At 67.8% G+C, this 13,558-nt stretch carries 11 protein-coding genes and 1 pseudogene; 7 read left to right on the forward strand and 5 right to left on the reverse strand.

The genetic code is table 11. The annotated features are described in order from the left end of the window. The 3 genes from O3X23_RS41990 to O3X23_RS42000 form a co-directional block, all read right to left on the reverse strand. A partial coding sequence (locus O3X23_RS41990) for an ATP-grasp domain-containing protein (RefSeq protein WP_269279999.1) occupies positions 1 to 1,238 on the reverse strand: 1,238 nt, incomplete at its 3' end. 323 nt (positions 1,239 to 1,561) lie between these two features. After that, on the reverse strand, positions 1,562 to 1,894 hold the full coding sequence (locus O3X23_RS41995) for an ArsR/SmtB family transcription factor (protein WP_269279975.1): 333 nt from the start codon (positions 1,892 to 1,894) through the stop codon (positions 1,562 to 1,564). 200 nt (positions 1,895 to 2,094) lie between these two features. Continuing rightward, positions 2,095 to 2,469: a hypothetical protein gene (locus O3X23_RS42000; RefSeq protein ID WP_269279977.1), complete on the reverse strand. Its 375-nt coding sequence runs from the start codon at positions 2,467 to 2,469 to the stop codon at positions 2,095 to 2,097. Between the two features lie 302 nt (positions 2,470 to 2,771). On the opposite strand from O3X23_RS42000, the gene O3X23_RS42005 reads away from it, so the two are divergent. The 6 genes from O3X23_RS42005 to O3X23_RS42030 all read left to right on the forward strand — a co-directional run bounded on the left by O3X23_RS42005 (position 2,772) and on the right by O3X23_RS42030 (position 11,500). Next, positions 2,772 to 5,786: an NACHT domain-containing protein gene (locus O3X23_RS42005; RefSeq protein ID WP_269279980.1), complete on the forward strand. Its 3,015-nt coding sequence runs from the start codon at positions 2,772 to 2,774 to the stop codon at positions 5,784 to 5,786. A gap of 182 nt (positions 5,787 to 5,968) precedes the next feature. Beyond that, positions 5,969 to 6,517, forward strand: coding sequence for a hypothetical protein (locus O3X23_RS42010; protein ID WP_269279983.1), 549 nt, complete (start codon positions 5,969 to 5,971; stop codon positions 6,515 to 6,517). A gap of 227 nt (positions 6,518 to 6,744) precedes the next feature. Further along, positions 6,745 to 7,914, forward strand: coding sequence for a S1 family peptidase (locus tag O3X23_RS42015; RefSeq protein ID WP_269279985.1), 1,170 nt, complete (start codon positions 6,745 to 6,747; stop codon positions 7,912 to 7,914). Positions 7,915 to 8,305: 391 nt separating this feature from the next. Beyond that, entirely contained in the window at positions 8,306 to 8,512 is a 207-nt protein-coding gene (locus O3X23_RS42020) for a DUF2254 family protein (protein ID WP_269280002.1), read from the forward strand. 347 nt (positions 8,513 to 8,859) lie between these two features. After that, the gene (locus O3X23_RS42025; RefSeq protein WP_269279988.1) at positions 8,860 to 10,146 is read left to right on the forward strand and encodes a cation:proton antiporter; all 1,287 of its coding nucleotides are present in this window, start codon (positions 8,860 to 8,862) and stop codon (positions 10,144 to 10,146) included. Positions 10,147 to 10,735: 589 nt separating this feature from the next. After that, positions 10,736 to 11,500: a quinone oxidoreductase family protein gene (locus tag O3X23_RS42030; protein WP_269279990.1), complete on the forward strand. Its 765-nt coding sequence runs from the start codon at positions 10,736 to 10,738 to the stop codon at positions 11,498 to 11,500. Between the two features lie 269 nt (positions 11,501 to 11,769). Here O3X23_RS42030 and O3X23_RS42035 read toward each other — a convergent pair whose 3' ends face one another. Beyond that, complete coding sequence (locus O3X23_RS42035) at positions 11,770 to 12,384, reverse strand: DUF2867 domain-containing protein (RefSeq protein ID WP_269279993.1); 615 nt, start codon at positions 12,382 to 12,384, stop codon at positions 11,770 to 11,772. A 135-nt stretch (positions 12,385 to 12,519) separates the two neighbouring features. On the opposite strand from O3X23_RS42035, the gene O3X23_RS42040 reads away from it, so the two are divergent. Beyond that, complete coding sequence (locus O3X23_RS42040) at positions 12,520 to 13,083, forward strand: TetR/AcrR family transcriptional regulator (protein ID WP_269279997.1); 564 nt, start codon at positions 12,520 to 12,522, stop codon at positions 13,081 to 13,083. 96 nt (positions 13,084 to 13,179) lie between these two features. On the opposite strand, the pseudogene O3X23_RS42045 reads toward O3X23_RS42040, so the two are convergent. After that, positions 13,180 to 13,413, reverse strand: a pseudogene (locus tag O3X23_RS42045) (flavin reductase family protein); the annotation flags it as partial. Between the last annotated feature and the right edge of the window lie 145 nt (positions 13,414 to 13,558).

Raw genomic sequence — 13,558 nt, forward strand, 5'->3', positions numbered from 1 at the left:
CCTCCCGCCTCCTCGTAGGCGGGCATGACCGTGCCGGCCGCGAGGCTGAGCTCGCGTACGAGCTCGATGCGGGACCCTTCGCTGAGCAGGGAGGACCAGTCCACCGCGTGGAAGTCCCAGCGCGGAAGGTGCTTCCACGGCTCGCCCGCGCTGTCAGCGGCGATGATGACCAGCGAGCCCGCGGCGCCCGAGCCCTCGGTCAGCATCCGGGACGGGTACGCGACATTCTCACCGAGCAACTGGCGCACCAGCATGCCGATCATGTCCAGGCCGAAGACGGTCTCCGCCTGGCAGGTGGTCATCACTCCGCCGAATCGCGCCGCGGTCTCGATCAGCCACATCGCTCCGTCCGCACCGAGCTTGATCTCGGTGTGGGTGGCACAGGTGTCGAGTTCGAGCGCGTCGACGGCGGCCCGGGACACGTCCTCGATGCGACGTTGCAGCGCTTCCGGCAGAGCGGCCGGGGTGATGCTGGCGCGTTCCGTGAAGGGCGGGATGGTCGGCATTCGCCCGGTGATGCACAACGGGTGGTAGACGCCCTCGGCGACGATGCCCTCCACGCTGACGTAGTCCCCCCAGCCGGGTCCGTCGAACCAGTCGGTGGCATCGCCCATGACGATCTCCTCGAGGAGGAAGTCGCTCACCCCCTCGTCCGCGCAGTGCAGTTCCGCGTAACCCTCTCCGGACGAAACCTCCATGACGGAGCGTCCGATCCTCCAGCCGCGTTCCGCCTCCTTCTCATCGCGCACGGTGAGGTGCGCGGTGGAACCCGCGCTCCACGCCGCCTTGAGGAGCAGCGGTGGTTTCAGCGACTCGAAGGCGGGGGCGATGTCCTCCGGTGACCGGATCTCGGCGAATCCCGGAATGGGCACCCCGGCGTCGTGCCAGGTCTGCCGCATCAACCGCTTGTCCCGGGCCGCCAGTACCTGCTCGCCCGCGCCGGCCAGGCCGAGGCGCAGGCACGCGTGTGCGACGGCCACCACCGCGTACTCCGACAGCGTCAGCACAGCGGCGGCCTCGACACGAGCGGCGTGGGCGCAGATCAGGCTCACCAACTCCGCACCCGCCTGCGGCTGAGCCGTGGTGACCGAGGTGCACCACGGCTTCCACACCGACTCGGTGGACTGTGGCAGGGGTGCGAGGGCCAGTACGTGCACATCGCCGTGCGCGGCGATCTTCGGGAGTGCGTACTCCAGCGGCGGACCGCCCTTGGCGTAGATGAAAAGGATCGGGCTCACGGGACTCCTCGTGTCGGGCGGAACGCCGGGCGCCCCGCTGTGGGTTCACCCGGCCGCCTGTCCGGCATGACGCTGTTTGAACGGGTTGTCAGTAACCAAAACATGACAGAACGCGACGGGCGGACCCTCGCACGGTCATTCGACTTGGCGTACGCCAAACAACCGGACGTCGCGGAGCCGCCGAGCGGCGGAAATCCGCCGGCGCGGGAGGGGGATGGCCCTGAAGGGCGAGCGGATTCGCGGAGTACGACCCGTGGTCGTCGCTTGGTCCATCGCCGACCGCCTGGGGACCGTGGCGCCGAGCGGAGGCTCCCGCGAGGGATTCAGGCATCCGCCTGGCGCAGATCCTCCAGCAACTCGTTTCTGCCGACCAGAAGTTCGGTCAGGATGCGACGGGCGGCCCGCAGCAGGTCGGCGACGTCCCCGCCCGCGAGCGCGTAGCTGACGGTGGAGCCGTCGCGGATGGACACGATGATTCCGGAGCGGCGCAGGACGGCCAACTGCTGCGAGAGGCTTGACGGTTCGATGTCGATCTCCGTCAGCAGGTCGCGCACGGGCACTGGGCCGTTCTGGAGTAGTTCGAGCACCCGGATCCGGACTGGGTGTCCCAGCATGCGGAAGAACTCGGCCTTGGCCTGGTAGAGGGGTACCTGCATCGTGCGACGCTCCTGCCGATCATGACGGCACCCTGCCTCCGGGTGCGTGGCCGCGACTGTCACCGCGCGGGCGGTGGAGTGCAGCCTGATCCTCCCGCCTACCGGCCCCGTACTCCCAAGGGTTTGACCTGATCAGGATGTTCCTAATTGAAGAACTCTTCAATTAGTGGGCGTACGGGGTCCGGGCGCGCGAACGCCGGTTACAGCTCCAGATCAGCGTCAATGCGCTTAAGTTGGTGGCGCGCCATGGCCAGATTGGCCTTCGACTTCTGGAGGACGACGTACAGGAAGAGCCCGTTGCCGCCGCGGGCCTTGAGGAGCCGGATCAGGTGATACTGATTCCCGAGGGTGATCAGTACGTCCTCGATCTCGTCCTTCATGCCCAGGTGTTCCATGGTGCGGACCTTGGCGCGGATCACGTCGGTGTTCCCCGCGGCGGCGACGGTCAGATCCAGGTCCTTCCCCCCGCCCAGCGTCCCCAACGCCATACCCGTCGTGTAGTCGACGAGGGCATCGCCCAAGGCACCCTCGATGGACGTCATGGTCTCCTTGAGGGAGACTTCCACATTTGCCATATCCATGCTCATTTCCTCGTGGGCCTGCTGACGCGGGCACCCGTTCGCCACGACTGGATCGCTGCGACGTGACCGGGCACTACGCAGAGTGGTGCCGTGGGGGGTGAATAGCCCAATGATGGACAAAGAGGCTTCGTCGGGCTGTAGGATCCGCGCCCGCAACGCCCGTTCTGGACCAGCGACTTCGGTCATTGAGCCCCTCGGGAGAACTTCCGCTCTCTCGTGGGGAAGATCGGACGCGCCGCCTTTGGCTGCCCTAGTCTGGGGTGGATGATCGGGTCACTCGGGCGAGGCGGTCTTTCGTGGATCCAGCTGCTTTAGGACTGTCGGCGCGAGTCGCCTCTGCCCTGATCAAACCTCTGGTAGCCAAATTGTTTCTGCCGGAGGAGCGCGGCGCCGACCTGGTCGATCGACCTATTCGAATCTCGGCCCTGGTGAGTTGGCGTGGCCAGAAGCGCACCTTGGACGAACGTGACGTGCGCAAGCTCAGCGAGAAGCTGATCAGCCGCGTCCTCGCGGCCAATCCGTATGAACCGGCGGTTCCCGACGGTGATCGCATCGCTGTGGCAGACGCGCTGACGAAGACTCTGCTCTGCCTCGGTGAGCTCAATATGGACGACGTGCAGGCGGTACGACTGGGGCATGCCGAGTTGGCTCGTAAGCTGTCCTCCGCGGCGGCCGGCCAGACGCGGAACATGAGCGGCGATGCGACCAATCTGTACAACTCGCTGCTCGACGTCTGCTGTTTGCACATACTTCAGTTCTTCACGCAGCGTTCCTCCTTCATTCCCAGCACGCTGATCACGCAGACACGCATGCTCGATGAGACTCTGCGCCGTATGGAGGCACTCACCGCACGATTGCCGACTTCGCAGAGCCAGGATGCTGCTTTCGAGCGTCGCTACCTGGAGCACATTGCGAACAAGTACGGGAAGCTCACCATTTTCGGGCTCGACCTCAGTAGCCCCACCCGGGCACACTGGCCCCTCAACACCGCCTACCTCAGCCTCGAGCTCTCGGCTCCGACTCGCAGGGAAGCCGCGTCCGTGGCGCACCGACTGCGGGTCGAGGAGGCCCTGTCCGGCAAGGATCGCGTCGTGCTGCGCGGGCCTGCCGGATCGGGTAAGACCACGCTGGCGCATTGGCTGGCCATGAGCGCGGCGGGGGGAGAGTTCGATGAGGAGCTCGCCCTGCTGCGGGGACGCGTCCCGTTCGTTCTTCCCCTGCGGACCCTTGCGCGACACTCGGCGCCCCCCGTACCCGATGAGTTCCTCGCCATGGCCGGCAGCTTGCTGCAGGGCGTCCAACCCCAGGGCTGGGTCGACAAGGTCCTGCACAGTGGGCGAGGGATCGTCCTGGTGGATGGCGTCGACGAGATCTCGGACGCCAAACGCGTGGTGATTCGGCGCTGGCTGATCGAGTTGGCGGAGACGTACCCGCGTACCTTCTTCCTGATCACCACGCGACCTTCCGCGGTGCCCATCGGATGGCTCGCCGACGTCGGCTTCATCGAGTTCGATCTCCTCCCGCTCAATCGCCGTGACGTCGACAAGTTCGTCAACCGATGGCATGACGCGGCGCTCTCGACGACGAATGACGCCGAGGAGCGCCCGAGCGTGGAGATGTACCGGGTCGCCTTGCTCGACACACTGCGGCGTAAGCCCGATCTCTACCGCCTGGCGACGAATCCCCTGATGTGTGCCCTGATCTGCGCCCTGCACCGAGACCGGCATTCCCACCTGCCCGAAGGGCGCATGGACCTGTACGCGGCTGCGCTCAGCATGCTGCTGGTCAGGCGGGACAAGGAACGGGAAGTGAGCGCGCCGGAGGGCTTGCAACTCACCGAAGAACAGCAGGTGCAACTTCTCCAGCGCCTTGCCTACTGGCTCATCCGCAATGGCCGGTCGGAGGCGACTCAGGCGATCGCCGTCCGCATCATCCGAGAGCGTCTGCCCTCGATGCCGTACGTCGTGCCGTCCGACGGCGCTCAGCAGGTCTTTCGCCATCTTCTCCTGCGAAGCGGCCTGCTGCGGGAGCCCACGGCCGACACGGTGGACTTCATCCACCGGACGTTTCAGGACTACCTCGGTGCGAAAGCCGCGGTCGAGTCCGAGGACCTGGACCTCCTCGCCCAGCATGCCGCTGATGATCAATGGGAGGACGTAGTGCGCATGGCCGTGGGCCATGCTCGCGAGCGTGAACGCACGTACCTGCTCCGCAAACTGGTGAGCATGGGCGATGCGCGCCCGGCTCAGCGCCGGCGCTACCACCTTTTGGCCGCCGCCAGTCTGGAGAACGCCACAACACTCGATCCGGCGGTGCGGGCCGAGGTCACCAGCAGGGCCTCCTTCCTCATCCCTCCCGCCAGTCACGAAGATGCGCAGGGTCTGGCGCAGGCCGGCGCGGTGGTCCTGGACGTGCTCCCTGATCCCTCCAGCCTGACGGAGGAACAGGCGATAGCGACGGTGCGAACCATTGCCTTGATCGGGGGCGAGGCGGCAGTGCACGAATTGCAGGCCTACAAGGGATTGCCCGGTGCCAACACGCGGCAGGAGCTGGTCAACTCCTGGGAATACTTCGACACTGAGGAGTTCGCCGACTCCGTATTGCGTGGATGTCAGTGCGACGACATCGAGATCCCGGTGAGCACCATGGATCAATTGCTATGCCTGCGCCGGCTGGACGGCGTGCCGAACGTGTCAATCACCAACCCCGCACTGATCGATGCCCGTACAGCTCCGATACTGGAACGCATCGGCGTGGTCTCCCTCGCGTTGGGATCACCCCAGCACCGCACTTGGGCGATACCCAACCTCGGCGGCTTGCCGGGACTGCGCCGCCTGCGCATCAGGATCATGACCTCAACGCTGGATGTAGCACCGCTGGCCTCAACCGGTATTCAAGAACTCTCCTTGGACGGGATTCCCCCAGGGTTCGACATCTCGGCAGCCAGCCGCGTGATGTCGCTGCGCACGCTGAGCCTGACATTCGCGGACCAGATCGTATTGCCGTCGGCATCGGTGTCAACGGTCACGGCTGTGCGCATCAAGGGAGTGCTTGACACTGAGCACCTGCCGGATTTCGGAACAGTGTTCGCCAACCTCCAGCAACTGCACCTCCATGTGGTGCGCCGACCTCGCCGAGCCCCGGTCGATCTCTCCAGCGTGCGCAACATTCCTTCCGTGCACATCACGGTGGAGAACACCGCCAAGATCATCAACTTGGACCGACTCGATCCCGCCCGAGTAACCATCACGGTCGAGGGCCGCCGCCCAGGCGCATCTCTGAACCGCTTCCGGCCCCGCTCGGCAATCTGAGAGGCTCCCGGCGAGGTCCGTGAACCCCATGGTGGGAACCCGACCCGCGACCACCCCTCCGGAACCCCCTGTCCTTCCGTGGCCGGACGGCTCGGTGTCGTCGTCAACGGTGTGCGGGAGATCGTCCAGGGTGACCTCCCTCAGGGCTGGTGATCTGATTCACTGAGTACAGGAGGGGGATCGTGGTGTTGGGGGATCAGTTCCCGGCTTTCATCGGTGTTGTCGTCGGTGCTGCTGGTTCGTACGCCGCGGCCAGTCTCACGGAGCGCAGTCGTTGGCGACGGTCGAGAGCGGAGCGTTGGGACGAGAAGAAGTTCGCCACCTACGCGAGTTATGCGAATGCTTTGAAGGTGCAGATCCGCATTGCTGAGCGGATGGGAGCGGCGCGCCGATTGGCGCATATGGCCGATCCTCTGGAGTTGACCGACGGCCTGGCTCAGCTGGGGGAAGCTGAGTCGCGGCGTGCCGCGGAATGGGAATCCGTCCTGCTTGTGGGGGATGCCGAGACCGTTGGAGCAGCTCGAGCGTGGCACGAGGCGGTGTGGAACCTGGAGCTGTACGCCCGGGGGCTGCGCGACAGCCCCGATGGGTGGGAGAGGGCGATACGACGGCTGAGCCAGGCGCGCGACGAGTTCTATCTGTGTGCTCGTCGAGACCTGGGCATTGCGGGGCCGCCTCCGCCGTCCGGGAACTGGCCTCGGCAGTGGCAACAGCCCGAGTCCTCGGATTGAGTGGACTTGGTCGGAGCGGTCCGCAGTCGTTGCTGCGGCCGTGACGTGACGTCAAGGGGCTCTGGAGCGAGGCGCGTCAGCCGTGTGAGGCCGGGTCCGGCTCGCGACTAGCCCTCGGCTCGGCATTGGTATGGACATGACGTTCTCCCGCCTTCTACGATGGCCCGGACGTCACATGAGAGCGCTCTCACTGATAGGCCCCCACCCCCCACAGGAGAGGGAAAATCATGAGACTCAGAACCGCCGCACTGGTCGGCATGTCGGCATTGCTCGGAGCAGCCATCGCGGGCGCCGGCCCGGTCGCGGCGACCGCCGCGAGCTCCGATGCCACGTCCGGCCCCGCGGCGCCGGACGCCGTCGTCGCGGCCATGGCCCATGACCTGGGACTGACGAAGTCCGCCGCCGCGCAACGGCTGCAACTGGAGGCGAACGCCACCCGTATCGCACCGAAGGCGGAGCAGGCTGCCGGAGCGTCGTTCGGTGGGGCGTGGTTCGACGCGGCCGGTGGGAAGCTGGTCGTCGCCGTCACTGCCGCTGACGCCGTCCCGGCTGTCGAGCGCACCGGGGCGAGCACCACACTCGTGGCGCACAGCAGCAGGGCCCTCGACGCGGCCAAGGCCAGGATCGACGTCCTGGCCAGAAAACAGAAGGCCCCCGCCGGGGTGAGCGACTGGCGGGTCGACCCGCGCACCAACAGCGTGGTGATCGACGTACGGGCCGGCGCCGCCGAAGCGCCTGCCGTCCGTACCTTCGTCACCGAGGCGGCGCGCGGTGACACCTCGGGCATCGTCACGGTGCACCGGACGAACGCTTCGGATCCGACAACGTTGTCGGCCGGCACGGTCGGAGGCGACCCGTACTACAGCCACGGCATCCGCTGCTCCATAGGCTTCTCGGTCTACGGAGGCTTCATCAGCGCCGGCCACTGCGCCCAGTCAGGGGCGGCCGTGTACGGCTGGGACAACTCCTACATCGGCAACTTCCAGGCCGGCACCTTCCCGGGACACGACTACTCGTGGGTCAACGTCGGCAGCGGCTGGTGGACCGTACCCGTCGTGCTCGGCTGGGGCGCCGTTTCCGACGTCCTGGTGCGGGGCTCGGCCGAGGCTCCCATCGGTTCGTCGGTGTGCCGTTCCGGATCGACGACCCACTGGCACTGCGGCACGATCCTCGGCAAGAACGAGACGGTCAACTACAGCCAGGGCAGCGTCTACAGCCTGACCAGAACCAATGTGTGCGCGGAACCGGGCGACTCCGGCGGTTCCTTCGTCACCGGTGACCAGGCCCAAGGCGTCACCTCCGGCGGCTGGGGCAACTGCGGCTCCGGCGGCGAGACCTGGTTCCAACCGGTCAATCCCATCCTGGCGGCCTACCACCTGACCCTGCACACCGCCTGACCTGCGGTCCCTCACCGGGTCATGCACAAGGTACGAGCCCGCTCCGGCCACCGCGCCGGGGCGGGCGGCCTTGCCCCCGGCCCCGGCTTCCGCGAGCGACGCCAACCGCGCCACCGAGGTCCCGCTGAGTGTCGCGATCGCCATCGTCGGCGTGACAGGTGTGATCTCTTCCGTGCTGTTTCCCGTCGTGCAGTGGGCGGGGGCGAACTTCGCCCCCGGCTTACCCTCCTCCGCACCGACCCGATCGTGTGGCGAACCTTCGCCTTCGTCCTGGGCCTGCTCGTCCTCACCACCAGCGCGACGCTTGCCGTCGGAGCGCGGAGCACCGTCCCGGTGGCGGTGCTCGCCGTCACCATCATCCTGACGGTCATCGCGTTCGGCCTCGTCCGGGATCTTCCACCAGGAGCCGACCCCCTGCTCGCCGACATCGGTTTGCGCTCTCTCCCCGGCTGTCAACGACCCCGCCACCGCCGTCCAGATACTGGACGCCGTCGAGGCGCTGCTCAGACGGCTCGCCACCGCCACCCTGGACGCCTGCTCCGTGACCGACGACCAGGACGACGTCCAGGTGGTTCTGCGCCTGCCGACCTGGGGGTAGAGCACGAACGTGCCGAGCGATACCCGCTCCTGCGGCAGGAGGCTGCGGCGGCGTACCGTGCATGAGAGTCAGTCCCCAGCGTATTCCTGCTGTCTCGCCGCACGGGCCCGGTGGGGGGCCATTCCAGCCCGAGCGAATTCCGCGATGGCTGACATGTCGTCAAGCTCGTCCACGGCCTCGTACGGAACGCACCCGGCACGCGAGCGATACGCCAACCAGGCCCTCCCCGACACGGATGGGCGCAGGCCACCGTGTCACCAACACCCGAGCACGCGCACGCGCCTAGGGTCGATCCTCCCGGATTCGATTGCCCGGGCGATGACCCCTGCCAGGCGGAAGGAGTACCGATGAGCCCCTGGGGCCTGGTGGTGGCAGGGTGCGTCGTTGCCGGCTATGGGGCACTCTCGCGGCGACTGTCGACGACGGTGATCTCCGGGCCGTTGGTGTTCATGCTGTTCGGTCTGGCGATCGGTCCGCTGGGCCTGGACCTGATGAGTCAGTCCAGGGACTCGGAGGTCACCCGAACCCTGCTGGAGAGTGCGCTGGTTCTCCTGCTGTTCGCGGACGCGGCCGCGATCCGAGCCCCGGATCTGCGCAGGGAGGACTTCCTGCCGTTGCGTCTGCTCGTGGTGGGCCTGCCGGCCACGATGGCGTTGGGTTGGCTCGTGGCCTGGCTGCTGTTGCCCGGCCTGAGCATGTGGGAACTGGCCCTGGCCGGCATCATCCTGGCACCGACGGATGCTGCGCTCGGGCAGCAGGCCGTCGCCAACAACCGGGTTCCCGCGCTGATCCGCGGCGGTCTGTCGGTCGAATCGGGTCTGAATGACGGCCTGGCGCTCCCGTTCTTCGTATTGGCGCTGGCGGCCGTTGGTGAAGGTCACGGCCATCCAGGCGTTGCGGAGACCTTCCTGCGCGCGCTGCTGCTGAGCGGTGCGATCGGACTCGCGGCCGGCTGGGCCGGGGCGAGCCTGCTGCGCTGGTCGGCCGCCCGAGGGTGGAGCAGCTCCGACTGGCGCCAGTGCCTGGTGCTCGCCGTTCCGGCTGTCGCATACGCGCTGTGTGTCGCGGCCGAGGGCAGCGGCTTCATCGGCGCCTGGGTCTGCGGGCTGGCCTTCGGCATCCGGCTGCGCCAGGCGCCGGCCGACCGGGGCGACCAGGCCAAGACCTCGAATCCCGCGCTGAACACCGAATTCACCGAGCGCCTCGGGCTGCTGCTTGCCTCGCTGAGCTTCCTGGTCTTCGGTGCGGTCATCCTGGGACCGACCCTCCAGCACCTGACGTGGCGCATGATCATCTACGCGCTGCTGAGCCTGACCGTCATTCGAATGCTGCCGGTCGCGCTCGCGCTGATCGGCGCGGGCCTGCGGCCGGCCTCTGTGGCCTACCTGGGCTGGTTCGGCCCCCGGGGGCTTGCCTCCCTGGTGTTCGGGCTGATCGCGTTCGAGGAACACCTGCCGGGAATGGCACTGCTCAGCGATGTCATCGCCGTGACCGTGGGCCTGAGCATCCTGCTGCATGGCGCCTCCGCCCCGTTCCTCGGAGACCGCTACGGCACCTGGTTCAGTCGAGCGCTCAGCAAGCAACCGGGCCTGCGGGAGAACCTGCTCGCGGAAGCCGGCGAGCGCTGCCGGTGAGAACCGTGCGGAAATCGCCCGGCGGCTGCACGGTGCAACTCGCCGAGATGGCTGTCGTCCTGCCGCTGGACAAGGTCTCCGAAGCGCATCGCAGGTTGGCGGCGGGTGGGCTGCGCGGTCGCCGGGTGCTGGTGCTCTATCATCCTCATCGCCCACTCGCGCAGACATGAACGGGGTTGTGGTGGCAGATCGTTCCGGAGAGCCGGCGCTATCTGCGCTGGGCGTGATTCCGCGGGTCGCGCCCCCGGCGGGTTGGTGGCGCCGGGGTACGACCCGCCGGGAATGACGTGATCACGTACGCGGTTGTCGCCGGGACATGCGCCGCGACGACGTGGGGCGCGCGACGAAGGGGGAAGCTCATGCGGGCGGTCGGTCTGCGTGCCAACGGTGGCACCGAGGTCCTGCAACTGCTCGAACTGCCGGAACCGGTGCCAGGTGCGGGCCAGGTGGCCGTGCGCGTTGCCTACGCGGGCGTGAACTTCGCCGAGGTCCAGCACCGTCGGGGTGAGTTCGGGCCACCGGACGGGGCGGGCGGCGTGGACGTCCCGGACTGGAGGTGGCCGGCGAGGTGGCGGGACTCGGAGCAGGAGTGGTTGGCCTCGCGGTGGGGGAGCCGGTCGCGGCCTATCTGCCGCACTTCGGCGGCTACGCGCAGACAGTCCTGGCCGACCCACGGTTCGTTCGCTCGCTGCGGACCGAGGCCGGGGAGGTCGACCCGTCGCAGGCGGCGGCAGTGCCGTGCGTTTTCCCCACTGCCTACGGGGTGCTGCAGGACGCCGGCCGTCTACGGGCCGGAGAGAGCGTGCTGATTCACTCCGCCGCGGGAGGCGTGGGTTCGGCGGCCCTGCAACTGGCCCGGCAGGCGGGCGCGGGGCGGATGTTGGGTACGGTCGGCTCCGCCGACAAGATCCCTTACGCGCTCAAGCTCGGTTACGACGCGGTGTTCGTGCGCGACGGCTTTGCCGAGGAGGTATCGGCCGCCACCGGCGGCCGCGGCGTCGATCTGGTCCTTGACCCCGTCGGTGGTCAGGTTCGCGAGCAGAGCCTGAAGGTGCTGGCCCCCTTCGGCCGGGTGGTCGCCTACGGCGACCTCGCCCGCAGCGAGCAGTGGACTGCCTCGGTCTTCGACCTGTGGAAGCACAATCAGACGATCGCGGGCTTCAACATCGGGGATCTGGCCCGCCGCGCTCCGGAGCGTATTGGCGCCTACCTGGCCGAGGCGCTGCGTCTGGTTGCGGCGGGTGGGGTCGATGCCGGGGTCACCAGGATCCTGCCCTTGGCCGAGGCAGCAACGGCGCACGAGCTCCTGGAAACGGGCAACGGCCACGGCAAGATCGTGCTGTCACTCACCTGACCAGGAGGCCGGGAGGAGGGACGGGGAGTCCTGCGATGCCGGCGCCCGTCCCTGCGGGTTCCTGCTGTACACCAAAGCCCGTGGAACTCCGCCGTCTACCGACGGCGCTGCACCGCCGTCTACCGTCGACGCCGGCGACGAACGGCCGCGCGCCTGCTGACCACGCGCCACGCCGCGGTCGGCTGCCCGCACCGGCCTGTGGTCCCTCAACCAGCGCCGGCCCCGGCTTCAACGCACCCACGATGACCTGGGATGTCGCCTGCGGCCGGTCATGGTTGGGGGTTGGTGTCCTCGCCGAGCAGCAGCGCGCGGTCGCGCCAGGCGCGTTCCCATTGGCGGGTCAGTGCCGGATAGACGACCAAGTAGCGGAAGGGTGCGATGAGGGCCATGTAGATGCGCCCGTATCGGCCGTTGGGCTTGACCAGGACCGCCATCCGCAGCTCGTAACCACCGTCGGCGGTCGGGTGCCAGCCCAGGTGCATGAGGGTGTGGACGGTCTTGTTGGCCAGTTCCTTGACGGCTTCGTTGCTGAGTTCGTAGACGGGGGTCAGCGGGCTGCCGCCGCGGTCGGACCTGTTCACGGTGGCCTGCAGGTCGGGCGGCAGTCGGTCGTACAGCGACTCGACCCGCGCTCCGACTCCTGTCGAGGCGGTGTCCCACCCGAGCAGGGCGCCGAGCTTCCAGCGCACCGCGAACAGGAAGCGGGCCGCCGGCGGCTGCTTGGCCAGACTGCCGCCCGCCCGCAGTGCGGCGAGCAGCACGGGAAAGTCGTCGGGTCCAGCGCCGGGGGTGCGGAAGGACCACACGTCCTGGACCGTGAAGTCGGGGGTGAGCTCGTGGATCCGCCACGGCCGGTCGGTGTGCTCGGTGAGAGGGATCTTCATAACTACTGCCGCCCTTCCTGTCCCTGCGCCTTGTCGGGATGAACCCGCCAGCGCGTTATACGCTTGCGTATAACGTGAGGCTAGGTCAGATATACGGGTGCGTATATTCGATGGACGAGTGAGGTGGGACACATCGTGGGAGCTGCTCGCACACCGCGCGAGAGGTGGGTGGAGGAAGGCCTGCGCACGCTGGCCGACGGCGGCCCCGACGCCGTCAAGGTCGAGGCGCTGGCCAAGCAGCTCGGCGTCACCAAGGGAGGCTTCTACGGCCACTTCGCCGACCGCGACGAGCTGCTCGTTGCGATGCTCGACGTCTGGGAGCGAGAAAGCACCGACGAGGTGATCGACCGTGTCGAGCGGGAGGGCGGCGATCCGAAGACCAAAGCCCGGCGCGCGGGCCAGCTCACCTTCTCCGACGACCGGCTGCTCCCCATCGACCTCGCGGTCCGTGATTGGGCCCGGCGTGACGGGGCGGTCGCCGAACGCCTGCAGCGGGTGGACAACCGGCGCATGGACCTGCTGCGCGAGATGATCGGCACCTTCTGCTCCGATCCCGACGAGGTCGAGGCCCGCAGCCTGCTCGCTTTCTGCGCCGCGATCGGACACCACTTCCTGGCCGCCGACCACCCGGGCCGCACCCGGGCCGAAGTCCTCGCCCGCGCAGGCGACCTGATCCTCAACCGCACCGGCGGCAGGTAGAGCCGTTCGACCTCGCCCTGCGGTACGAGCCCCTGGGCCGTCGGCACGGTGTGCGGCGTTGAGGTCGGGGTGCCGCTGCCACGATCTCGTCTGGGGTCATTGCCCTCGGCGAGGCGTCTGGGAACGGAAGCTGTGGCCGAGCTCAGGACCAAGTCCCTGATAGTGGCGGAAGTTGTAGATCAGCGGGCTCCACGCGGTCGGGTCGATGTGCTGCGTGTGGGGGACGACAATGCGCGGATCGGCGTGAACCTTCAGCACATGAGCTTCGACGATGAGGAAGTTCGCGGAGGCGTCGGGTCGGGCCCGGGCAGCACGGGCTTCGAGTTGTATGACTCCTCCCCCTCCTGGAGGAGGGGGCTTCTCTCTATAGCTGGTGGGCGTAGAGACGGACCAGCCCGGCCCGTAGAACGTTGGTGGCTGCCACGGTGTCAGCGTGTGCCAGGTGGCCGCAGGCGACGCAGTGGAACTTTGCCTG

This window comes from Streptomyces sp. H39-S7 (assembly GCF_027158205.1).
In the GTDB taxonomy this organism is placed as follows: domain Bacteria; phylum Actinomycetota; class Actinomycetes; order Streptomycetales; family Streptomycetaceae; genus Actinacidiphila.